We start from the raw sequence: 20,497 nt of genomic DNA, 5'->3' as shown, positions 1-20,497 counted from the left end.
GTCTTACAGCCCCGCTGCGGCCGGAATCGGCTGGGTCTTGCCGGCGCGCTCCTGCTTGAGCAGCTCCGCCACCAGGAATGCCATGTCGATGGATTGCTCGGCGTTGAGGCGGGGATCGCAGACCGTGTGGTAGCGGTCGTTGAGATCCTCGTCCGTGATCGCGCGCGCGCCGCCGAGACATTCGGTGACGTCCTGGCCGGTCATCTCCAGATGCACGCCGCCGGCATGGGTGCCCTCGGCGGCATGGATCGCGAAGAACGACTTCACCTCGGACAGGATGCGGTCGAACGGCCGCGTCTTGTAACCGGACGTCGAGGTGATGGTGTTGCCGTGCATGGGATCGCACGACCAGACCACCACCCGGCCCTCACGCTTCACGGCGCGAATCATGTTCGGCAGATGCTCGCCGATCTTGTCCGAGCCGAAGCGGCCGATCAGCGTCAGCCGGCCCGGCTCGTTCTCGGGATTGAGCACGTCGATCAGCTTCAACAGCTCGTCCACCTTGAGCGAGGGGCCGCACTTCAGCCCGATCGGGTTCTTGATGCCGCGGAAATATTCGACATGGCCGTGATCAAGCTGACGGGTGCGGTCGCCGATCCAGATCATGTGGCCCGAGGTCGCGTACCAGTCGCCGGTGGTGGAATCGACGCGGGTCATGGCCTGCTCGTAGCCGAGCAGCAGGGCCTCGTGGCTGGTGTAGAAATCGGTGGCACGCAGCTCCGGATGGCTCTCGAGGTCGAGGCCGCAGGCGCGCATGAAATTGAGCGCGTCCGAGATGCGGTCGGCCAGCTCCTTGTAGCGGCGGGACTGCGGGCTATCCTTGAGGAAACCGAGCATCCATTGATGCACGCTGCCGAGATTGGCGAAACCGCCGGTGGCGAAGGCGCGGAGCAGGTTCAGCGTCGCCGCGGACTGGCGATAGGCCATCAGCTGGCGCTGCGGATCGGGAATGCGTGCTTCCTTGGTGAAGGCGATGTCGTTGACGATATCGCCGCGATAGCTCGGCAGCTCGACGCCGTTCACCTTCTCGGTCGGCGACGACCGCGGCTTTGCGAATTGGCCGGCGATGCGGCCGACCTTCACCACGGGGACAGCGCCGGCATAGGTCAGCACCACCGCCATCTGCAGCAGCACGCGGAAGAAGTCGCGGATGTTGTTGGCGCCATGCTCGGCGAAGCTCTCGGCGCAGTCGCCGCCCTGGAGCAGGAAGGCCTCGCCGGCCGCAACGCGGCCCAAGGCCTTCTTCAGATTGCGCGCCTCGCCTGCGAACACCAGCGGCGGAAAGGTCGCAAGCTGCGCCTCGACGTCGGCCAAAGCCTTGGCGTCGGGATATTCGGGCACCTGTAGCACCGGCTTGCTGCGCCAGGACTCGGGCGTCCACCGCTCGGACATCGCAATCTCTCCGTGAAGCAAAAACCACAACCTGATCTAGGGGTTGCGAGGGCCGCCTTATACACAGGCCGGCCACGCCCCGCCAGTTGTAAATCCATTTCGCAGCGCAAACCCTTGCGGCCAAAGCCGAATTCGCATTTGCTTGGGCAGGCCAAGAAATCCGACGGGACACCGACCGCCATGGACGCGGCACTGGACGACGTTTTCATCGACGAGATCAGCTTCCCGGCAACCGACGGCTATGCCCTGGCCGGCACCCTGTTCCTGCCGCGCGGCGCCAAGCGCCATGCCGTCCTGATCAATTCGGCGACGGCCGTGCCCCGCAAGATCTATCGGGGCTTTGCCTCCTACCTCGCCCATCGCGGCTGCGCGGTGCTGACCTACGATTATCGCGGCATCGGCGATTCCCGCCTGCCGGCGATGGTCGGCTACAACCAGCCGAAATCGCTGGTCGGCTTCAAGGCCTCGATGTCCGACTGGGCGGCGCTCGACGTCACCGCCGCGGTCAGCTGGATGCGCGAGCGCTATCATGCCCTGCCGCTCGCCTATGTCGGCCATTCCTTCGGCGGCCAGGCGCTCGGGCTGATCACGAACAACAGCGAGATCTCGCGCGCCGCCTTGGTGGCCTCGCAGGCCGCGACGTGGCGGTTGATGACCTCGCCGGAAAAATACCGCGTCTACGCATTCATGAATTTTGTCGGCGTGCCGCTGGTCCATGCACTCGGTTACGCACCGGGCTGGGCCGGTGTCGGCGAGGACCTGCCCAAGGGCGTCTTCCTGCAATGGACCGAATGGGTCTCGAGCCCCCGCTATCTCTTCGATTCAAAGCTGCCGGCGCTCGAGAATTTCGCGAATTTCAAAGGCGAGCTACGCGCGCTGTGCTTCTCCGACGATCCCTGGGCGCCGCGCCCCGCGGTCGAGCTGCTCACGGGCGGCTTCACTGCGATCAAGCCGGAGGTGCTGACGGTCAAACCCTCCGACGTCGGCGCCAAGGGAATAGGTCATTTCGGCTTCTTCCGCCCCGAGCACCGCGACACGCTCTGGCGCGGCGTCGCGGAATGGATCCAGGGGGAATGAGGCTGCGTCAGCGGATGATCGTCGTCAGCGACGAGTAGCGCCGGTTCGGCTTGGCCTCGGCCGGCGCGAACTGCGCGAAGGCGTCGCTGACGCGGACCGCCGGCGGCGTGTCGCTCGCGAACCGAAACTCCTTCGGCCGCGGTGCGTAGAAGCTGGCGCGGTAATAAGCGTCGTCGAACCGCGCCTCGCCGACGCCGAACAATGCGTCACAGACCAGCAGGAGCGCGTAGACTCCCGCGACCGCTGCGACGATCTCCCTGAGAATTGTCATGCCGATGCCCTGCCCTTTTGCGGGCAGGATGCAGATCGGTTCCAAAGGCCTGGTTTAAGGCGCCCTGCTTCTTGTCCGCAGCGTTTGCCGGCGCTGAACCGATTGCAGACAATTTTATCGATCTCGAAGGAAGAGTCCCGCCCGACCGGACGATCAGGCGGGCTCGAGGGGCGCCCCAGGGCAACCGAATATCGATTGTAGCTGCAACCAGCGCGCACGCCTCGTCCTTCGAGACGGCGCTGACGCGCCTCCTCAGGATGAGGCTAATCCCGCGTCAGTGCCCGCAAAACTACAGCCACACCCTCCGTCCTCATCCTGAGGAGCCCGCCTAAAGCGGGCGTCTCGAAGGATGGCCGCAGGGAAAGCTCTCAAGCGCAATAGCCCGAGCATTGGCCGCTCGAGCCTGATCAGCCGTGCTCGGCCTTGTTGCCATGGCCGCTCTCGCTGAGGCGATCGACCCAGGCGATGCCGATCGCCGAGATGATGAAGGTCATGTGGATCAGGACCTGCCACATCACCCCGGTCTCGGTGAAATTGCTCCGCGTCGTGCCGAGATTGCCGGCCTCGATGAAGGTCCTGAGCAGAGAGATCGAGGAGATGCCGATGATCGCCATCGCGAGCTTGATCTTGAGCACGCTGGCATTGACGTGACTGAGCCATTCCGGCTCGTCCGGATGCCCGCTCAGGTTCAGGCGGGAGACGAAGGTTTCGTAGCCGCCGACGATCACCATCACCAGCAGGTTCGAGATCATCACGACGTCGATCAGCCCGAGCACGACCAGCATGATCTGCTGCTCGCTGGCGTCGAACGAATGCACGACCAGGTGCCAGAGCTCCTTCAGGAACAACAGCACATAGACGGCCTGCGCGACGATGAGGCCGATATAGAGCGGCAATTGCAGCCAGCGCGAGCCGAAGATCAGCTTCGGAAACAGGCCGACCGGCGGCAGCGGCGCGGCCGGCGCCGAAGGTGCTTTAAGTTCAGACGTCATTGATCACTCCGGATTGCAGACAGGCATGCGCCTCTAGAGACTCGCGATGACGGGTGCGAGCTCGAGCGAGCCCCGATAGATCATCTCGAAAGCGACGTAAATGATGATGGCTAAGCCGACATAGGCGACCCAGCGATGCTTCTGGAGCACGCGGCCGAGCAGATCGGCGGCAACGCCCATCATCGCAACCGACAGCAACAGGCCGAAGGCGAGGATGTAGGGATGCTCGCGCGCAGCACCCGCGACTGCGAGTACGTTGTCGAGCGACATCGAGACGTCGGCGGCAACGATCTGCACCGCCGCCTGGCCGAAGGTCTTTCCCTGCACCGGGGCAGCGTCCGCGCTGCCGCCATGGCTGAAGGCGAGCTGGCGCGAATGCGCTGACTGCTCGCGCAATTCGCGCCACATCTTCCAGCACACCCAGAGCAGCAGCACGCCGCCGGCGAGCAGCAGGCCGATGACCTGCAGGAGCTGGGTCGCGACGCCGGCAAAGACGATGCGCAAGCCAGTGGCCGCGGCGATGCCGACGATGATGGCCCGGCGGCGTTGCCCTGCCGGCAGGCCCGCCGCGGCAAGACCAATGACGACAGCGTTGTCGCCGGCGAGCACGAGGTCGATCAGGATGACTTGGAACAGCGCGGTCAGCGCTTCGGGGGTGATGAATTCAGTCATGTTTGATCATTCTTCGATGCCGACGGATCGATCCAATGCGGCTTGCGGCGCTCGATCCAGTCGAAGACCTTTGAACGGGAGGAGCGTAGCGCGGGCACGTCCTCGGCGAGCAGCGCGAGGCCGAGCGGCAGCATCCAGACGCCGAGCACCGGCAGGAAGGCGAGCACACCGCCGACGACCAGCAACGCGCCCGAGGGAATCCTGACCCAGCGGCTGGACGGCTTGAGCAGATAAGTCAGGGTGTTGCTCATGCGCGGCGGCAGGCGGTCGACGAGCTTGGCCAGGCGCGGGTCTCCACCGGCGATCTGGCCGGTGGTGCCCTCGATTTGCTCGGCGCGCTCGTTCGAAACCGTGCTCATGCTTACTCCTTGGCGGCGGCCTGCAGCTTGGGGCCCGCCGCACTTGCCACGACCGGCTTGGCGCGCGGCAGCACCAGCGTCAGCAAGCGCAACAATTTGATCGCCTGGACTTCGTGGGGATGCACGTCCTCGTCTGCGGCAGCAACGCGCTCCGACAGCTCCACCAGATGCGACGAGAGCGGCAGGTTCGAAACCGGCCGCAGCGTGTCGATCACGACATTGGCAAAATCCGGCTCTTCGAGCCGCTCGGCGAGTTCGTCGAACATCGCACAGAGCCGTTCGTCGGCGATGTGCGGCGCCAGCTTGCGGTCCCTGATGAAACGGATCACCTCGTCGCGTTCGACCGGCGAGACGCGCCGGTCGGCAATCGCAACGAGCGCGCCGACGATCACCAGCGCGGCCGCGGCCTGCTCATTCAGGCTGGACGGTTCCGTGATCTCGATCTCGCTCGGATTTGAGGTTTTGGCGTCGGACATCGTAGCTCCCTTAGCTTGCGCAATGGCCGCACGGAGCTGCGATGGAGACGAATGGTCGGAGAGAACGAACAGGGGCCCGACAATCGGCCGATCCATCGCATTCGCGCGGGACAGGTCATCCGACATCACGAGGTTTGCCGACGTTGTCGGCGTCCTCGCCAGAGGGGCCCGGATTCTTGTTCGCCTCAGAGATAACCGCGGGCCTGTCGGAATCAAGGCGAGGACACTGCGACTAGCCGCCGCATTGGTTCCGTGTTGCTATATTTGATTAAGCAGCTGCGCGGCGGCATCGCAGCCGTGTCACGATGGATTGCTACATCCGCGATCTCAGGAACGAGCGCTCTCGTTGGACGCAGCGCTCCCGCGTCGTCATAGCGCCCGCGCAAGCTTCGGCGACGAAACTGCCATTCCTGAATTCGACGATCGTGGAGAAGCGCATGAATCGCATCACATCCTGCACCGGCTGCGGCCATGCGCTTGTCCCGATGCTGCCGGCCAAAGACCGCGCCGAGGCGAGTTGCCTGTGGTGCGAGGGCTTCGACGCGCGCGCGATGGACATGGCAAAATGGGCTGACAGCCCGTCCGGCAAGCCCGCGCCGGTGCTCCGTCGATCATTCGAGTGAACCGCACCAGACGCTGAACCGCCGGCGTTTGCCCGTCGCGGCGGCCGGCCGGCGCGGCTGCATGCCCTTTGCAGGACCTGCCGACAAATTAGACAAGGCAAGTCGCCCCACCCGACTTGCGGCTCGCGCGGACAGCTAAGTCTCGTCAGCGGCACCTATCGTCTAACCTCAGGTGCAATCTCGATTATTTGCGCGCCACGTGCAGCCGGCGGGCCGGCGCGCCGCATTGCGTTCCGACTGGCCTGAAATTCGCAAGACAGCATCAAGCCAAGTCCCCGCCCCGCCACGATGAGGAGCGGCAAGTTACGTGCGCTCGGCTCCGGGATGAATGGCCTCAGATCGGAGAATGCCATGAACGTGCATGCTGCCGGAGATATCAAATTCACCGGTCTCACCCATCCGAACGGCGCGCGGCTGCGCCTCAACGATCAGGACTTCGTGGCGATCGATCGCGACAAGAATGCGAAATTCGAGGCGACGTACCGGCCGCAGGCGCTCTACAACCGCGCCAACGAAGGCTTCCACGCCAACAACGAAACCTTCCTCCTGCACGAGGTCGCGACCAATCTGCCGATCTATCGGCCCGACACCGGCCCCACCGATTTCCATCTGCATTTGCCGCCGGGCGGCTTTCAGCTCGTGCTGGTCACCTCGGGCGCGTTCACCTTCGACTATGACGGCCGCTGGTACAATGTCGGCCCGGGCGCGGTGATGCTGCAAAGCGCGATCGTGCATCGCCAGCTGTTCTACACTTGGTCGGGCCTGTCGACCGAAGAGAATTTGAAGACGCCGCAGACGGTGGTGCCCGATCCGATCTCGATGGGCTATTCCGGCAAATTCCTCGAAGCCTTCATCACCGATCCCACCACCTTTCCGAATCCGACCATTGTCGGTCCGGATCAGATCAATGAGGACGAAACGCCGCGCGTGGCCTGGAGCCATCCGCTGCATGACCGCCCGGCCGATGCCGGCTTCTGGCTTCAGGATCCCCTGGCGCTCGACGCGCTGTTTAAGCCGCTCACCGATGGTTCTGTCAGATCGGCGATGCCGGTCTACGTGCGCGATATCGGCATCGAGATTCCGAGCGGGCATCTCGTCACGGGCCACATCATCGCGACCGACCCGTGTGGCCACGCACTCTTGCCGAAGAGCACGTCTGCCGCAGCGGACGCGACCTGTTTTGCGAAGGGCGAGGTCGCGATCTATCGCGTCATTCGCGGCACGGCCGAATTCCAGAAAAAGTCCGGCGAGAGCTTCGAGCTCTCTGCCGGCGACGTGGTGACGGCCGGCAAGGGTTCCATCAGCCTCATCGGCGTCGGCGAAAACACCCAGGTGCTCCGCCTCGGCCTGCTCAAGGGCATGAACGAGCTGCGCAGCTGGACGGCGACGCAGCGCGACGAGATCGACGGCCTCGCCGGCCAGATCATCACGCAAAAGGACGTGCGTCCTTTGCGCACCGAAGGCAAGCCGGTCGGGTATTTGTACGGGTAGGCGCGCGTCTCGTTTGCGGCCATCCTTCGAGACGCCGCCTAGGGCGGCCCTCAGGATGAGGTCGCGACCTGCGGCGAAATCTTGGACCCTCATGGTGAGAAGCCCGCCGCAGCGGGCGTCTCGGACCATGCAGGCCGAGCTCGTCCAGCGGACGACAGCCCTACTCCGCCGCCTGCCGCACATGGCGTGCGGTCGGGGTGCGCATGGTGACGAGCTCTTCGGCCGCGGTCGGATGCAGCGCGATGGTCGCGTCGAAATCCGCCTTGGTCGCCTTCATCTTCACCGCGATCGCGACGGCTTGCGTGATCTCGGCGGCGGCATCGCCGACGATATGGCAGCCGAGCACGCGGTCGGTCGCGCCGTCGACCACGAGCTTCATCAGCACGCGGGTGTCGCGGCCGGACATCGTCGCCTTGATGGGCCGGAACGTCGTCTTGTAGATGTCGACGTGGCTGAATTGCGCGCGCGCCTCGGTTTCCGTCAGGCCGACCGTGCCGACCTCCGGCTGTGAGAACACCGCCGTCGGAATGTTGGCGTGATCGACCTGCACCTCGCGCTTGCCGAACACCGTGTCGGCGAAGGCATGGCCCTCGCGGATCGCCACCGGCGTCAGGTTGAAGCGGTGGGTGACGTCGCCGATGGCATAGATGCTGTCCACCGAGCTCTTGGAGAAATGGTCGACGGCGATGCCGCCATTCGCGGGATTGATGGCGACGCCGGCATTCTCCAGGCCGAGATTGGCGAGGTTCGGATGGCGGCCGATCGCGAACATCACCTGATCGGAGGCCAGGCTCGAGCCGTTCGACAGGTGCGTGGTGAAGTCCTCGCCGTGACGGTCGACCTTGGCCACGGTGCAGCCGGTGAGGATGGTGATGCCCTGCTTCTCCATCTCGGCGCGGACATGGGTCCGGACATCCTCGTCGAAGCCGCGCAGAATGTTGTCGCCGCGATAGATCACCGTGACGTCGGAGCCGAAGCCGGCGAAGATGCCGGCGAATTCCAGCGCGATATAGCCGCCGCCCTGGATCACGATCCGCTTCGGCAGCTTCTTCAGATGGAACGCCTCGTTCGAGGAGATCACGTGCTCGATGCCGGGGATCGCCGCGCCATGGTTGGGCGCGCCGCCGGTCGCGATCAGGATGTACTTCGCCGTGACCTTCTTGTCGTTCTCGAGCAGGCGGACGGTGTGCTTGTCCTCGATCACCGCGCGGCTCTTGACGATCTGCGCGCCTGATTTCTCGACGTTGGCGGTATAGGCCGCCTCCAGTCGCGCGATCTCCTTGTCCTTGTTGGCGATCAGCGTCGGCCAGTCGAAGCTCGCGGGCGGAACGGTCCAGCCGAAGCCGGCCGCGTCCTCGAGCTCCTGACGGACATGCGAGCCGATCACGAACAGCTTCTTCGGCACGCAGCCGCGGATCACGCAGGTGCCGCCCATGCGGTACTCTTCCGCGATCATGACGCGGGCGCCGTAACCGGCCGCGATGCGGGCGGCACGGACGCCGCCCGAGCCGCCACCAATGACGAAGAGGTCGACGTCGAATTCAGCCATTGTCCACTCCGACCCCTTTCAAGAACTGCCTTTCAAATAGTTGCGCTCAGATCTCCTTGCCACGCTTGCGCATCTCGGCACGGAAGGCGCCCATCACCGTTTCCGAGAAGCTCTGGGCCCAGGTGTTCATGAACGCCATGCTCTGCCCGATCGCGCGCGGCTCGGCATCGATCAGCTTCTTGCCCAGGGGCGACTTGTAGAAAGTGACGAGGTCCTTCAGCTCCTGCTCGGTGAACTCGCTGGCATAGATCTGCGCCATGCCTTCGCCGATCTCGTTCTGGCGGCCGTTGAGCTGCTGGGCCACGATCGGGGCGACCTCGTTGAGGTCCTTCTGGTAATTCAGGTTCTGCTGGATCAGCGCGCCCTTGGTCTTCTCGACCATGCCGGGCACGGCGCCCGCATACATCGCGGCGGCGTTCTTGATCTGCAAGATCTCCTTGGCCGCCGCAATCGCCGCGGGCGAGGCCTTTGGCTGGGCCGGCGCCGCGGGAGCCTTCTGGCCCGCCTGCTGCGCCATGGCCGGGGCGGCCGAAAGGGCCAATCCCGCAGCGAGCGTCGCGGCCGGCAAGAATTTCAACACGTTCTTCATTCCTGGTCTCCTTTCGGCTTGCGCCGTTCAATCACGCGGATTCCGCCGCCGCCCGCCAGAACGGCCGAGCTGGCCAAGCCGATGAACAGCCCGTGCTCGACCACGCCGGGAATCGCGCTCAACGCCTTGGCGAGACCGGGAGGATCCGTAATACGTCCGAGCTGGGCATCGACGATCCAGTGGCCGCCATCGGTGACAAAAACGTGGCCGTCCTTGTCCCCGCCTTTGGCCTTGCGGAGCGCCATTTGCCCGGAAACGCCGCATTCGGCAAATGCCTTTTCGATCGCGCGGCGCGTCGCACCGAGCCCGAACGGAATGACCTCGACCGGCAGCGGAAACTTGCCGAGCGTCGGCACCCATTTGCTGTCGTCGGCAATCACGATCATGCGATCCGAGGCCGCCGCCACGATTTTCTCGCGCAAGAGCGCGCCGCCGCCGCCCTTGATCAGATTGAGCTCGGGATCGATCTCGTCGGCGCCGTCGATTGTGAGGTCGAGATGGTCGACCTCATCCAGCGTCGTCAGCTTCACGCCGCAACGTTCCGCATCGGCGCGCGTCGCCTCGGAGGTCGGCACGCCGATCACCTTCAGCCCGGCGGCGACGCGCTCGCCGAGCAGCTCGACGAAATGCTTGGCGGTCGAGCCGGTCCCGAGCCCGAGCTGCATGCCGTCGCGCACCTCCTCCAGCGCACGCGCCGCAGCCTGCCGCTTCAACTGGTCCATGTTCACGTGTGCGCCTGCCTTGTGAAGTCTCGAACATGCGGCCGATTCCGGCCGCTTTCGGCGGCCTATGTAGCCTCGTTTTCCCCCGGAGAACAGGGTCTGGGAACAGGCCTATAAGGTGATCTTATGGGCCCGCCCCTTGCGCGGATATGACCGGGCCGGTAGCGCTTGGATCATGACCTCCTTCAAGACGACTTCCCCTCACACCATCGTCTTCGATCTCGACGGCACGCTGGTGGATACGGCGCCCGACCTGATCACCGCCCTCAACTACGTGCTCGACCGCGAAGGCCTGCCGCCGGTGCCGATGGCCTCGGCCCGCAACATGATCGGCGCCGGCGCCCGCAAGCTGATCGAGCGAGGGCTGGAAGCGGAGGGCCGCACCGTCACGCCCGCGGACATGGACCGGATGACCGCGGATTTTATCGCTTATTACGCCGACCATATCGCGGTGGAATCCCGCCCCTTCGAGGGGCTCGAGGCCGCGCTCGACCAGTTTTCGGCGCAAGGCCATCGCCTCGCGGTCTGCACCAACAAGTTGGAATGGCTGTCCAAGCGCTTGCTGGACCAGCTCGACCTCAGCCGCCGCTTCGCGGCGATCTGCGGCGCCGACACGTTTGGCGTCCAGAAGCCCGATCCGACCATTTTTCGCGAGACCGTGGCTCGGGCCGGAGGGGACGTGAAGGCCAGCATCATGGTCGGCGATGCCGGAACCGATGTCGGCGTCGCCCGGCGGGCCGGCGTGCCCGTGATCGGGGTCAGCTTCGGCTACACCGACGTGCCGATCGCCGAGCTGAAGCCCGACCGGCTGATCCATCACATGCGCGACCTGCCGGCGGCCGCAATCAGCCTGATGCCGGCTTAACCCCACCGCAAGCCACTGAAATATCTAGGCTATTCAGAGGATCCTTGCGTTAACCATCTATTATCTATGCGCCGCACGCCAATTGCTTGCCCCAAGCGACACTTCTAAGGTCCGGGGGATGTGGCGGTTCGCCGCAGTCGAAGTGGATGGTTCATGCGTCGTGTCATCGCGATTGCCTTAGCAGGAGCGAGCCTGGGTGGCTGCTCCTCGATGTCCTGGGACATGTTCAACTCGACGCCGCCGCCCGTCCAGGTCCGGCTCGAATCCAATCCCCCCGGTGCTGACGCCACCACATCGCTTGGCCCGGGCTGCAAGACCCCCTGCTCAGTCTCGGTTCCCGCTCCCGACGCTCCCTTCACCGTCGCTTTCGCGCTGCCCAAGTACCAGCCCACAAGCCTGCCGGTGAACCTGATCAAGAATCCCGGGGATTTCACCACGCCCGCCTCGATCACCACCGATCCGAATCCGGTGTTTGCGGAACTCCAGCCGGCCGTGCCGCCGAAGCCGGTCCGCAAGCCGCACCGGCCCAAGAAGCCGAAGCCTGCCGCGGCGCCGGCCAATGCTGCACCCGCACAGAGCTCGCCCTTCCCCGATCCGAACGCAGGCAAGCGCTGAGTTGCGTATACCAACCGATTGTCCTAGCCGCGTCCGATGCTTAGATTGCTTCGACCGCACCTTTGAAGCAAAGGTGCGCCCGTCGACGTAAGTGACAAGGCATTTGCTATGAACGGACTTCCCGCGAGCCCCCGCGCCGCGCTGTCGAGCGCGATGACCGATCCGTTCGGGCGGACCATCACCTACTTGCGCGTCTCGGTCACCGACCGCTGCGACCTGCGCTGCTTCTACTGCATGTCGGAAGACATGACGTTCCTGCCCAAGGCCGATCTCCTGACGCTGGAGGAACTCGATCGGCTTTGCACGGCCTTCATCGCCAAGGGCGTGAAGAAGCTGCGTCTCACCGGCGGCGAGCCCTTGGTCCGCCGCAACGTGATGTCGCTGGTGCGCTCGTTGTCGCGGCATCTGTCGAGCGGCGCGTTGAGCGAGCTGACGCTGACCACCAACGGCACCCAGCTGGCGAAGCACGCGCGGGAGCTCGCCGATTGCGGCGTCCGCCGCATCAACGTCTCGCTCGACACCCTCGATTCCCGGAAGTTTCGCGAGATCACCCGCTGGGGCGAAATCGACAAGGTGCTGGAAGGCATCGAGGCCGCGCGCGCCGCAGGGCTTGCCGTCAAGATCAACGCCGTCGCGCTGAAGAACCTCAACGAGGACGAGCTGCCTTCGCTGATGCGCTGGGCCCACGGCAAGGGCATGGGCCTGACGCTGATCGAGGTGATGCCGATGGGCGAGATCGGATCGGGCCGCATTGACCAATATCTGCCGCTGTCGCTGGTGCGCGCCCGCCTCGCCCAGCAATTCACGCTGACGGATCTGGCCGAGACCACCGGCGGTCCGGCCCGCTATGTCAGCGTCGCCGAGACCGGCGGCAAGCTCGGCTTCATCACGCCGATGACGCATAATTTCTGCGAATCCTGCAACCGGGTGCGCATCACCTGCACGGGAACGCTGCACACCTGCCTCGGCCACGAGGATGCCTCGGACTTGCGGAAACCTCTGCGTGCATCCAGCGACGACCTGTTGCTTGCGGATGCGATCGACCGCGCCATCGGGCTGAAGCCCAAGGGCCACGATTTCATCATCGACCGCCGCCACGACCGCCCCAGCGTCTCCAGGCACATGAGCGTGACGGGCGGCTGACGCCGTTAGGCTGCGGCTCCTATTCCCCTTAACTATCAACAAACTTCCGATTGACTGGCGGCACGCCCGCTGGTTTGGTGCGCCTGCCTCATGCCTGCGCGGCGAGATAAGCCACGCGCCCGCTCGGCGCAGTCAAGACGGCCGGGGCACAATCGGGGAGGACCTATCGTTGCAAGCGCTCCTAAAGTTGAGCAGCAGGATTGACGCGTTCACGCGCTGGACGGGCAAGCGCCTGGCGTGGCTGATCGTCGTCGCCGTCGTCATCTCGGCGGTCAATGCGATCGTTCGCAAGACGTTCGACACGTCGTCCAATTCGTGGCTGGAGCTGCAATGGGTGCTGTTCAGCATCGTCTTCCTGCTCTGCTCGCCCTGGACGCTTCTCGACAACGAGCACATCCGCATCGACATCGTGAACAACACGCTGCCGAAGACGGCGCGCAACGTCATCGACGTGGTCGGTCACCTGTTCTTCCTGATCCCGCTGTGCATCGTCATGATCATCACGGGCGTGCCGTTCTTCCTTCGCTCGTTCCAGATCAACGAGCAATCCGGCAATGCCGGCGGCCTGCCGCAATGGCCTGCCAAGGCCCTGATCATGATCGGCTTCGCCTTCCTGCTCGTCCAGGGCATTTCCGAGCTGATCAAGCGAATTGCGGTGATGCGCGGATTGATTCCCGATCCCCATGAATCGCAAGTATCGGCGCTGGAGGCTGAGGTCGAGCACCTCGTCGAAGCGATCGAGAAGAAGTAGCCGTTGGCGACGGTTTAGGGGGTAATCATGACCGCATTCCTCATCGCCAATATGGCGCCCATCATGTTCGCGTCGCTGGTCGTCATGCTGCTGCTTGGCTATCCCGCGGCATTCTCGCTCGGCGCCGTCGGCCTGTTCTACGCCATCATCGGCGTCGAGCTCGGCCAGTTCCACCCCGACTTCCTCCAGGCCTTGCCGGAGCGGGTCTACGGCGTGATGAACAACGACACGCTGCTCGCCATCCCCTTCTTCACCTTCATGGGGCTGGTGCTGGAGCGGTCGGGCATGGCCGAGGACCTGCTCGACACGATCGGCCAATTGTTCGGCACCATCCGCGGCGGCCTTGCCTATGCCGTGATTTTCGTCGGCGCGCTGCTCGCGGCGACGACGGGCGTGGTCGCGGCGTCCGTGATCTCGATGGGCTTGATCTCGCTGCCGATCATGCTGCGCTATGGCTATGACCGCCGCGTGGCCGCCGGTGTCATCGCCGCGTCCGGCACGCTCGCGCAGATCATTCCGCCTTCGCTCGTCCTGATCGTGATGGCCGACCAGCTCGGCAAGTCCGTCGGCGACATGTACGAGGGCGCCTTCGTCCCGGGCCTCGTGCTCGCGGGCCTCTATGCCGGTTACGCCTTCCTTGTGAGCATTGTTTTCCCGAAAGCCACGCCGGGCCTGCCGAAGGAGGCAATCGGCTTCCGCGAGGAGGATGGCGGCCGCGGCCTCGTTTCGCTCGGCATGCTGTTCCTCGCAAGCTGCGTGTTCGGATGGTTCATGATGCGCAATTCGAGCGTACATGGCGCCGATTACGTCGTGCTCAGCATGTTCTACGGCATCATCTTCGCGTTCGTCGTCGCCGTGCTGAACTGGGTCATCGACAAGCTCACCGGCTTCCGATTCCTGTCCAAGATGGCGCAGCAGACCACCTTCGTCATGGTGCCGCCGCTGTTCCTGATCTTCCTGGTGCTGGGCACGATCTTCATCGGCATTGCGACGCCGACCGAAGGCGGCGCCATGGGTGCCGCCGGCGCCCTCATCCTCGGCGCCGCCAAGCGGCGGCTGAGCTGGGACCTGATCCGGCAGGCCACCGAATCGACCGCCAAGCTCTCGGCCTTCGTCGTGTTCATCCTGGTCGGCGCCCGCGTGTTCTCGCTGACCTTCTACGGCGTCAACGGGCACGTCTGGGTCGAGCACCTGCTCACGTCGCTGCCCGGCGGCCAGATCGGCTTCCTGATCTTCGTCAACGCCTTTGTCTTCGTGCTGGCCTTCTTCCTCGATTTCTTCGAGCTGGCCTTCATCGTGATCCCGCTGCTCGGACCGGCGGCCGAGCACCTCGGCATCGACCTGATCTGGTTCGGCGTCATTCTCGGCGTCAACATGCAGACCTCGTTCATGCATCCTCCGTTCGGCTTCGCCCTGTTCTATCTCAGGTCCGTCGCGCCGAAGGAGCGATACACCGATCGCGTCACCGGCAAGCGGATGGACCCCGTCACCACGGGCCAGATCTATTGGGGCGCGGTGCCCTTCGTCGTCATCCAGGTCATCATGGTCGGCCTCGTGATCGCGTTCCCGTCGATGGTGATGCACTACAAGGGTGTGCAGACGAACATCGATCCCAGCACGATCAAGATCGAGGTGCCGCAGATCGAGCTGCCGCCGCTGGATCTCGGCCCGCCGCAGAAGTAGCGGGAACGAGGCTCGCCGTCATGCTCCGCTGAAGCGGCGCATGACGCGCGTCGGCGCGTGACAAGCACCGGAATCGGAGGCATACCGGCCGTCCCCCCACCCGCATGGATGTCCGCTCATGCCCCGATCGCACCCCGCTTCCACGTTCCTTGGCCCGTTGATCGCCTCACTCTGGCTGGCTTGTGCCGCAACGCTGGTGCACGCCGGGCCGGTCGCCGACGTCCATATGCTGGCGCAAAAGGAGCAGCAGCCGCTGCTCGACACGTTGCGCGATCTCGTCAACATCGAATCCGGCAGCAAGGACATCGAAGGCCTGAACCAGATCGCCGAGCGCGTTGCCGGTCAGCTCAAGCAGCTCGGCGGCACGGTGGAGATCCTGCAACCCACCGACATTTATCGCCTCGACGACACCCCTGAGAAGATCGGACCGGCCGTCCACGCCGTGTTCAAGGGCACGGGGACGAGGAAGATCATGCTGATTGCCCATATGGACACGGTGTACCTGAAGGGCATGCTGAAGGACCAGCCGTTCCGCATCGACGGCGACAAGGCTTACGGCCTCGGTATCGCCGACGACAAGCAGGGCGTCGCGCTCATTCTCCATACCGTGGCATTGCTGCAGAAGCTGAACTTCAGGGATTACGGCACTCTCACGGTGCTCACGAACGGCGACGAGGAGATCTCCTCGCCCGGCTGGCGCAGCACCATCACCAAGCTCGCATCGGATCAGGACGTGGTGTTCTCGTTCGAGGGCGGCGGCACCGACGGCACGCTGCGCCTCGCCACCAGCGGCATCGGCTCGGCCTATCTCAGCGTGCAGGGCAAGTCGTCACATGCCGGCGCACGGCCCGAGGGTGGCGTGAATGCGCTGTACGAGCTCTCGCACCAGGTGCTGCAGATGAAGGACTTGTCCAAGCCCGAGCAGGGCCTGAAGCTGAACTGGACGGTGTCCAAATCAGGCACCAACCGCAATGTTATTCCTGCCGAGGCCACGGCCCAGGCCGACGCACGCGCGCTCAAGGTGTCCGACTTCGACGAGCTGCAGAAGGCGCTGCAGGACAAGATCAAGAATCGCCTGCTGCCCGATTCCAGGGTCGACCTGAAGTTCGAGGTGCGCCGCCCGCCACTGGAAGCCAGCGAGGCCTCGCGCCGCGTGGCGGCCTATGGCAAGATGATCTATGGGGAGATCGGACTGACCCTCAAGGTCGACGAGAAGGCGACCGGCGGCGGCACCGACGCGGCTTTTGCCGCGCTGCAGTCCAAAGGAGCCGTGGTGGAAGGCATGGGCCTGTCCGGCTTCGGCGCACACTCCAACGATGCCGAATATGTGCAGGTCGACAGCATCGTGCCGCGGCTGTATCTGGCGACGCGCATGATCATGGATCTGTCCACGGGCAAGCTGAAATAGCGGCTTCTTCCTTCTCCCCTTGTGGGAGAAGGTGGCGCGAACGCAGTTCGCGCCGGATGAGGGGTCTCTCTCCGCGCATTCAATCGAGAGTGAGAATCGCGGAGAGAACCCCTCACCCGTCTCGCCGCTAACGCGGTGCGCCACCCTCTCCCACAAGGGGAGAGGGTGCAGCGTCACTGCCGCGCCAGTTCTTCTCAACAGGCTTTGGCGCATCCGCCAGCCGAAACCGCAGTGTGAACTCCGCACCGCCGCCGGGGAGGTTCTGCACCGCGACCGTGGCGGCGTGATCATCCGCCACGGCGCGCACGATCGAGAGGCCCAATCCCGCGCCGTCGCTGCGCCGGCGATCGGCGCGCCAGAAGCGCTGGAAGATCAGCTCGCGCTCGGCCTCCGCGATGCCGGGTCCGGAATCGCGCACGCGCACCGAGCCGTCCTCGCCCACCTCGACGTCGACGGTGGTGCCCTCCGCCGTGAACTTGATGGCGTTTTCGGCGAGATTGAAGACCGCGCGCTGCAGCATCTCCGAATTGCCGTGGATCAGCACCGGCGCATCAGTGCCCTTCAGCGCGATGTCCTTGCGTTGCGCGATCGCGAACGGGGCGATCGAGCCGACCACCTCGGCACAGACGGCGCGCAAATCCGCGGTCTCCCCGGGATCGAGCACAAGGGCGTCGAGCTCGGCAATCTCCAGCAGCTGGGCGACGATCCGGCTCATGGCCTCGATGTCGGCATGCAGCGCCTGCCGTTCGGCGCCGTCACCAAGCGTCTCGATCCGCGTACGCAGGATTGCGAGCGGCGTGCGCAATTGATGCGCGGCATCCGCCGTGAACTGCCGCTGCACGCGAAAGCCGGCCTCGAGGCGGTCCAGCGCCTGGTTCACGGCGGTGACGAGCGGTACGATCTCGCGGGGAATCTGCTCGGTCGGCAGGCGAATGTCGGTGCGGGCCGGGCCGATGTTGCTGGCTTCCTGAGAGGCCTTCCACAACGGCGCAATCGCGCGGCGGAAGATGATGATGTCGATGGCAAGCAGGACCAGGAGGATCGGGATGGTGATCCACCCGACCCGCCGGAAAAAGTTCGAAACGATATCATCGATGATGACGTCCCGGTGCGCGAGGTCCTCGGCGACCTGGATGCGCACCGTTTTGCCGGCAACGTCTCGCGTGACGCTGGCGCCGGAGATGGTGCCGGAGAAGCGGGAGGGCGCCGTCGCGGCGGAGCGTCGGTGGGAGGAGAACAGCAACTGCCCGTCAGCATCGCGAATATCGAACTGATAGCGTCCGTAGGCGTCCGAATAGAGTCCCTTGAGGCTGTCGGGCAGGTTGAAGGTCAACGTGCCGTCCGGCTGCGCGCCGATGCGCTCCGCAAGCACCTCGGCCTGCGCGCGCATGGCATCGCGATGCAGCTGGTCAATCTCGGAGTTGAGCAGCCAGAACAACACCAGCGGCAGGAAGATGGCAACCACCGCCACCGCGACGATGTGCAGGAACACGATGCGCGAGATCAGCGACTTGAACGTCAGCGATCCGGCACGGCCCGTGGCGGCCACGCTATTTCTCCTCTGTCATGAGATAGCCGACGCCACGGATGGTATGGATCACGACCTTGGCGCCGTGCTCGGCCAGCTGCTTGCGCAGCCGCGAGACGTAGACCTCGACCGCGTTGGAGGCGACGTCGCCTTCGAGGCCGAAGATGTGGTCCTCGACGTTCTTCTTCGGCACCACCCGCCCCTGCCGGCGCAGCAGGATCTCGAGCACCGAGGTCTCGCGCGCGGAGATGATGCGCGGCTGGTCGTCGACGAAGATCTGGCGGCTCTCGGTGTCGTAGACGAGGTTGGCGAGAGTGAGCGAGCGGCCGAGCAACTGGCCGGGGCGGCGCAGGATGGCCTCCAGCCGCGCCACCAGCTCCTCCATCGCAAACGGTTTTACGAGATAGTCGTCGGCGCCGCTGCGCAGGCCGGTGACGCGGTCCTGCAAGCCGCCGCGCGCGGTCAGCACCAGCACCGGCAGCGGCTCCATCTTGAGGCGCAGCTCGCGCAGCACCGACAGGCCGTCACCGTCGGGCAGACCGAGGTCGAGGATCATCGCGGCGTAGCTGACGCTGCTCACTGCCTCCCGCGCCTCGGCCGCGCTGCCGACGATGTCGCTCTCATAGCCGGCCGTCGACAGCCCAGCGGCAACGAGCCGCGACAGTTCTGCATTGTCCTCAACGATCAGAAGGCGCATCCTAGTCCCGACGAATACCCATGGTCACCGCACGGGCCCGCGGCATCTTCGCTCTCTTCCACCATTCCGGCCGCCTCGGCCAGCGAAAAGTGCCCGACCAGGCTGGTCGCCTGTCAGGTTCGTGTAGGACAATCGAACCGGGCCATCCGTCCTGCTCGACAGGCACCGTGAGCACCTGAGCTTTCTAGCTCCGCCCCTCGAAATAGGTGCACAGCAAGGTCGTCTCCCTTTCCCTGATGGGTTTCCGAAAGAGCCGGCACTTGAAGCTACGGTCCTTCCCCACTCCGTTCTCGATCAGGAACACGCATCGGCTGCAAACGTCGGCCCGGTGACGGCGCTTGACAGCATCGAGCCCGTCCAGGACGCGGCGGAGCGTATCGCGCAAGCGCGATTGATCGGGGAGATCGAGGGACACGAGTTGATCCCGCAGGGCGTTGATTGGGTCACGCTCCAGAAACCTCTCCCCTTCGCCCGTGATGCACAGCGCAATCGAGCGCTTGTCCTCAGCTGACGGTTTGCGGACCATCAATCCCTTGCTCTGCAGCACGGCGGCAATCTGCGATGCGACACTGCGGGTCGTGCCAAGAAAGCTCGCAAGAGCAGTCGGCGTCCGCGAGAACCTGTTTGCGCGGGCGAGAAAGCGCAACGCCATCCATTCCCGATCGCTCAGACCTGAGAAAGTCTCTTCAAAAAGCCAGGTGTCGGCCGATTGTATCAGGAGTTGAACGATTTCAATTGCCAGTCGCATTGAGAGGTCCCACGGGAAACGGCCGCCCTGGCACCTCGATCAACGATCGAACGCCGCCGTGTTCAGTGAAAGATGCATTCCCGTCGGGACTGGTTGAATCCGGTATACCGTACCGCGAAGTCGGAGGGTCTAAACACACCGCAAGCGACTTCAGCCCGATTGCCAGATTCCGATAGCCTGATCGTTCCGTAAAAGGAACACCGAAGAAATACCTACCGCGCGCTCTCCTCGAGATTAGTGGGCGCAAAGTCTCCAGCGTTCGAGAACACGAGTAGCTCTTCTCGCTGCTGAATAACACGAGTCTCCAGGAGCCCTTCCCGACAAGCTTGATGGGCAATGACCTGGACGAGCCCGCCTCTTGTCAGGTTCGCGTAAGCTAATCAGAAGAGTTCTGAGAATTTTCGACAAAAGGACGAGCTTCATGAGCAAACCCATCAAGACCGAAAGCGAGCTCATCGCCATGGCGAAGGCCGAGCTGAAGGTTCATGCCGACTGTCCCGACGGAATGACGATTTCGGTCCTCCGCGATGGCAAGTCCTGGGAATTTCGCGCCAGCGCAGATCGGGCGACCTCGGACCGGCCCGGCTATCCCGAATGCGTTGCGATGCTGGTCCAGATGGGCGATCACCTCAGCAAGCAGTACGACGTCGAGGGTTAGAGGGACCTCGACGAACTGCGCGCATGTCGATCTCGGAACATCTCCTCGATCGCCATCGTCGGAGCCGCCAATTTTAACGGCAGCTGCTGCGGATTGTCCATTTTTCGGTTGACCAGGAAGTTGCCGACGGTAAAGCTGCCTTGCTTCACGCGCGGCCGGGACATCCACATGTCCCCGCGAAAACAACG

The 20,497-nt window shown here is 64.4% G+C and carries 23 protein-coding genes; 10 read left to right on the top strand and 13 right to left on the bottom strand.

The annotated features are described in order from the left end of the window. Positions 1-3 precede the first annotated feature (3 nt). On the bottom strand, positions 4-1,392 hold the full coding sequence (locus tag N2604_RS19090; protein ID WP_260376144.1) for a class II 3-deoxy-7-phosphoheptulonate synthase: 1,389 nt from the start codon (positions 1,390-1,392) through the stop codon (positions 4-6). 180 nt (positions 1,393-1,572) lie between these two features. On the opposite strand from N2604_RS19090, the gene N2604_RS19085 reads away from it, so the two are divergent. Next, positions 1,573-2,469, top strand: a complete 897-nt coding sequence (locus N2604_RS19085) for an alpha/beta fold hydrolase (protein ID WP_260376143.1) — start codon at positions 1,573-1,575, stop codon at positions 2,467-2,469. A 7-nt stretch (positions 2,470-2,476) separates the two neighbouring features. Here N2604_RS19085 and N2604_RS19080 read toward each other — a convergent pair whose 3' ends face one another. From N2604_RS19080 to N2604_RS19060, 5 genes are all read right to left on the bottom strand, one after another. Next, positions 2,477-2,740: a hypothetical protein gene (locus tag N2604_RS19080; protein ID WP_260376142.1), complete on the bottom strand. Its 264-nt coding sequence runs from the start codon at positions 2,738-2,740 to the stop codon at positions 2,477-2,479. A 407-nt stretch (positions 2,741-3,147) separates the two neighbouring features. Continuing rightward, positions 3,148-3,732 (bottom strand): TIGR00645 family protein, encoded by a 585-nt coding sequence (locus N2604_RS19075; RefSeq protein WP_260376141.1) that lies wholly within the window; start codon positions 3,730-3,732, stop codon positions 3,148-3,150. 33 nt (positions 3,733-3,765) lie between these two features. Then, positions 3,766-4,404, bottom strand: a complete 639-nt coding sequence (locus N2604_RS19070) for a TerC family protein (protein WP_260376140.1) — start codon at positions 4,402-4,404, stop codon at positions 3,766-3,768. Then, the gene (locus tag N2604_RS19065) at positions 4,401-4,763 is read right to left on the bottom strand and encodes a hypothetical protein (protein ID WP_260376139.1); all 363 of its coding nucleotides are present in this window, start codon (positions 4,761-4,763) and stop codon (positions 4,401-4,403) included. Before N2604_RS19065 ends, N2604_RS19070 begins: the two co-directional genes overlap by 4 nt. A gap of 2 nt (positions 4,764-4,765) precedes the next feature. Then, the gene (locus N2604_RS19060; protein ID WP_260376138.1) at positions 4,766-5,239 is read right to left on the bottom strand and encodes a TerB family tellurite resistance protein; all 474 of its coding nucleotides are present in this window, start codon (positions 5,237-5,239) and stop codon (positions 4,766-4,768) included. Between the two features lie 437 nt (positions 5,240-5,676). Between N2604_RS19060 and N2604_RS19055 the strand changes: the two genes are divergently transcribed. Together N2604_RS19055 and N2604_RS19050 are read left to right on the top strand one after the other, a co-directional pair. Beyond that, complete coding sequence (locus N2604_RS19055) at positions 5,677-5,862, top strand: hypothetical protein (protein ID WP_260376137.1); 186 nt, start codon at positions 5,677-5,679, stop codon at positions 5,860-5,862. A 351-nt stretch (positions 5,863-6,213) separates the two neighbouring features. Beyond that, positions 6,214-7,353: a glucuronate isomerase gene (locus N2604_RS19050; RefSeq protein WP_260376136.1), complete on the top strand. Its 1,140-nt coding sequence runs from the start codon at positions 6,214-6,216 to the stop codon at positions 7,351-7,353. Between the two features lie 160 nt (positions 7,354-7,513). Here N2604_RS19050 and gor read toward each other — a convergent pair whose 3' ends face one another. The 3 genes from gor to rpiA are packed head-to-tail and all read right to left on the bottom strand — an operon-like array spanning position 7,514 to position 10,219. Beyond that, a complete protein-coding gene (gene gor, locus N2604_RS19045) occupies positions 7,514-8,902 on the bottom strand; it encodes a glutathione-disulfide reductase (protein ID WP_260376135.1) in 1,389 nt (462 codons plus the stop codon). Positions 8,903-8,948: 46 nt separating this feature from the next. Then, positions 8,949-9,491: a DUF2059 domain-containing protein gene (locus N2604_RS19040; RefSeq protein ID WP_260376134.1), complete on the bottom strand. Its 543-nt coding sequence runs from the start codon at positions 9,489-9,491 to the stop codon at positions 8,949-8,951. Then, the gene (gene rpiA, locus N2604_RS19035) at positions 9,488-10,219 is read right to left on the bottom strand and encodes a ribose-5-phosphate isomerase RpiA (protein ID WP_260376133.1); all 732 of its coding nucleotides are present in this window, start codon (positions 10,217-10,219) and stop codon (positions 9,488-9,490) included. The genes N2604_RS19040 and rpiA overlap by 4 nt, the downstream gene beginning before the upstream one ends. 169 nt (positions 10,220-10,388) lie before the next feature. On the opposite strand from rpiA, the gene N2604_RS19030 reads away from it, so the two are divergent. The 6 genes from N2604_RS19030 (at position 10,389) to N2604_RS19005 (ending at position 16,678) form a co-directional block, all read left to right on the top strand. After that, positions 10,389-11,078: an HAD family hydrolase gene (locus N2604_RS19030; protein ID WP_260376132.1), complete on the top strand. Its 690-nt coding sequence runs from the start codon at positions 10,389-10,391 to the stop codon at positions 11,076-11,078. A 153-nt stretch (positions 11,079-11,231) separates the two neighbouring features. Next, positions 11,232-11,693 carry a hypothetical protein gene (locus N2604_RS19025; RefSeq protein WP_260376131.1) on the top strand — a complete coding sequence of 154 codons (462 nt, stop codon included), beginning with the start codon at positions 11,232-11,234 and terminating at the stop codon, positions 11,691-11,693. Between the two features lie 108 nt (positions 11,694-11,801). Continuing rightward, the gene (gene moaA / locus N2604_RS19020; RefSeq protein ID WP_260376130.1) at positions 11,802-12,836 is read left to right on the top strand and encodes a GTP 3',8-cyclase MoaA; all 1,035 of its coding nucleotides are present in this window, start codon (positions 11,802-11,804) and stop codon (positions 12,834-12,836) included. Positions 12,837-13,005: 169 nt separating this feature from the next. Beyond that, positions 13,006-13,587, top strand: coding sequence for a TRAP transporter small permease subunit (locus N2604_RS19015; RefSeq protein ID WP_260376129.1), 582 nt, complete (start codon positions 13,006-13,008; stop codon positions 13,585-13,587). Between the two features lie 27 nt (positions 13,588-13,614). Then, on the top strand, positions 13,615-15,270 hold the full coding sequence (locus tag N2604_RS19010; RefSeq protein WP_260376128.1) for a TRAP transporter large permease subunit: 1,656 nt from the start codon (positions 13,615-13,617) through the stop codon (positions 15,268-15,270). Between the two features lie 118 nt (positions 15,271-15,388). Continuing rightward, complete coding sequence (locus N2604_RS19005; protein WP_260376127.1) at positions 15,389-16,678, top strand: M20/M25/M40 family metallo-hydrolase; 1,290 nt, start codon at positions 15,389-15,391, stop codon at positions 16,676-16,678. A 127-nt stretch (positions 16,679-16,805) separates the two neighbouring features. Here N2604_RS19005 and N2604_RS19000 read toward each other — a convergent pair whose 3' ends face one another. The 3 genes from N2604_RS19000 to N2604_RS18990 form a co-directional block, all read right to left on the bottom strand. Next, complete coding sequence (locus tag N2604_RS19000; protein ID WP_260376126.1) at positions 16,806-18,227, bottom strand: ATP-binding protein; 1,422 nt, start codon at positions 18,225-18,227, stop codon at positions 16,806-16,808. 1 nt (position 18,228) lies between these two features. Further along, positions 18,229-18,903, bottom strand: coding sequence for a response regulator transcription factor (locus tag N2604_RS18995; RefSeq protein ID WP_260376125.1), 675 nt, complete (start codon positions 18,901-18,903; stop codon positions 18,229-18,231). Between the two features lie 184 nt (positions 18,904-19,087). Beyond that, entirely contained in the window at positions 19,088-19,651 is a 564-nt protein-coding gene (locus tag N2604_RS18990) for a MarR family winged helix-turn-helix transcriptional regulator (protein WP_260376124.1), read from the bottom strand. A gap of 421 nt (positions 19,652-20,072) precedes the next feature. On the opposite strand from N2604_RS18990, the gene N2604_RS18985 reads away from it, so the two are divergent. Further along, positions 20,073-20,309 carry a hypothetical protein gene (locus N2604_RS18985; protein WP_260376123.1) on the top strand — a complete coding sequence of 79 codons (237 nt, stop codon included), beginning with the start codon at positions 20,073-20,075 and terminating at the stop codon, positions 20,307-20,309. On the opposite strand, the gene N2604_RS18980 is transcribed toward N2604_RS18985, so the two are convergent. Beyond that, positions 20,306-20,473, bottom strand: coding sequence for a hypothetical protein (locus N2604_RS18980; protein WP_260376122.1), 168 nt, complete (start codon positions 20,471-20,473; stop codon positions 20,306-20,308). The two genes, N2604_RS18985 and N2604_RS18980, sit on opposite strands and share 4 nt — an antisense overlap. Positions 20,474-20,497 lie beyond the last annotated feature (24 nt).

Origin of the sequence: Bradyrhizobium sp. CB1015 (assembly GCF_025200925.1) — a bacterium.
GTDB lineage: Bacteria > Pseudomonadota > Alphaproteobacteria > Rhizobiales > Xanthobacteraceae > Bradyrhizobium.
Note: the sequence above shows the minus strand (reverse complement) of the source record. Positions and strands in the feature narration are given on the sequence as shown.

Coding starts and splice junctions, on each gene's coding strand:
- N2604_RS19090 (WP_260376144.1), bottom strand. CDS start 1,392: ATGTCCGAGCGGTGGACGCCCGAGTCCTGGCGCAGCAAGCCGGTGCTA.
- N2604_RS19085 (WP_260376143.1), top strand. CDS start 1,573: ATGGACGCGGCACTGGACGACGTTTTCATCGACGAGATCAGCTTCCCG.
- N2604_RS19080 (WP_260376142.1), bottom strand. CDS start 2,740: ATGACAATTCTCAGGGAGATCGTCGCAGCGGTCGCGGGAGTCTACGCG.
- N2604_RS19075 (WP_260376141.1), bottom strand. CDS start 3,732: ATGACGTCTGAACTTAAAGCACCTTCGGCGCCGGCCGCGCCGCTGCCG.
- N2604_RS19070 (WP_260376140.1), bottom strand. CDS start 4,404: ATGACTGAATTCATCACCCCCGAAGCGCTGACCGCGCTGTTCCAAGTC.
- N2604_RS19065 (WP_260376139.1), bottom strand. CDS start 4,763: ATGAGCACGGTTTCGAACGAGCGCGCCGAGCAAATCGAGGGCACCACC.
- N2604_RS19060 (WP_260376138.1), bottom strand. CDS start 5,239: ATGTCCGACGCCAAAACCTCAAATCCGAGCGAGATCGAGATCACGGAA.
- N2604_RS19055 (WP_260376137.1), top strand. CDS start 5,677: ATGAATCGCATCACATCCTGCACCGGCTGCGGCCATGCGCTTGTCCCG.
- N2604_RS19050 (WP_260376136.1), top strand. CDS start 6,214: ATGAACGTGCATGCTGCCGGAGATATCAAATTCACCGGTCTCACCCAT.
- gor (WP_260376135.1), bottom strand. CDS start 8,902: ATGGCTGAATTCGACGTCGACCTCTTCGTCATTGGTGGCGGCTCGGGC.
- N2604_RS19040 (WP_260376134.1), bottom strand. CDS start 9,491: ATGAAGAACGTGTTGAAATTCTTGCCGGCCGCGACGCTCGCTGCGGGA.
- N2604_RS19030 (WP_260376132.1), top strand. CDS start 10,389: ATGACCTCCTTCAAGACGACTTCCCCTCACACCATCGTCTTCGATCTC.
- N2604_RS19025 (WP_260376131.1), top strand. CDS start 11,232: ATGCGTCGTGTCATCGCGATTGCCTTAGCAGGAGCGAGCCTGGGTGGC.
- moaA (WP_260376130.1), top strand. CDS start 11,802: ATGAACGGACTTCCCGCGAGCCCCCGCGCCGCGCTGTCGAGCGCGATG.
- N2604_RS19010 (WP_260376128.1), top strand. CDS start 13,615: ATGACCGCATTCCTCATCGCCAATATGGCGCCCATCATGTTCGCGTCG.
- N2604_RS19005 (WP_260376127.1), top strand. CDS start 15,389: ATGCCCCGATCGCACCCCGCTTCCACGTTCCTTGGCCCGTTGATCGCC.
- N2604_RS18995 (WP_260376125.1), bottom strand. CDS start 18,903: ATGCGCCTTCTGATCGTTGAGGACAATGCAGAACTGTCGCGGCTCGTT.
- N2604_RS18990 (WP_260376124.1), bottom strand. CDS start 19,651: ATGCGACTGGCAATTGAAATCGTTCAACTCCTGATACAATCGGCCGAC.
- N2604_RS18985 (WP_260376123.1), top strand. CDS start 20,073: ATGAGCAAACCCATCAAGACCGAAAGCGAGCTCATCGCCATGGCGAAG.
- N2604_RS18980 (WP_260376122.1), bottom strand. CDS start 20,473: ATGTCCCGGCCGCGCGTGAAGCAAGGCAGCTTTACCGTCGGCAACTTC.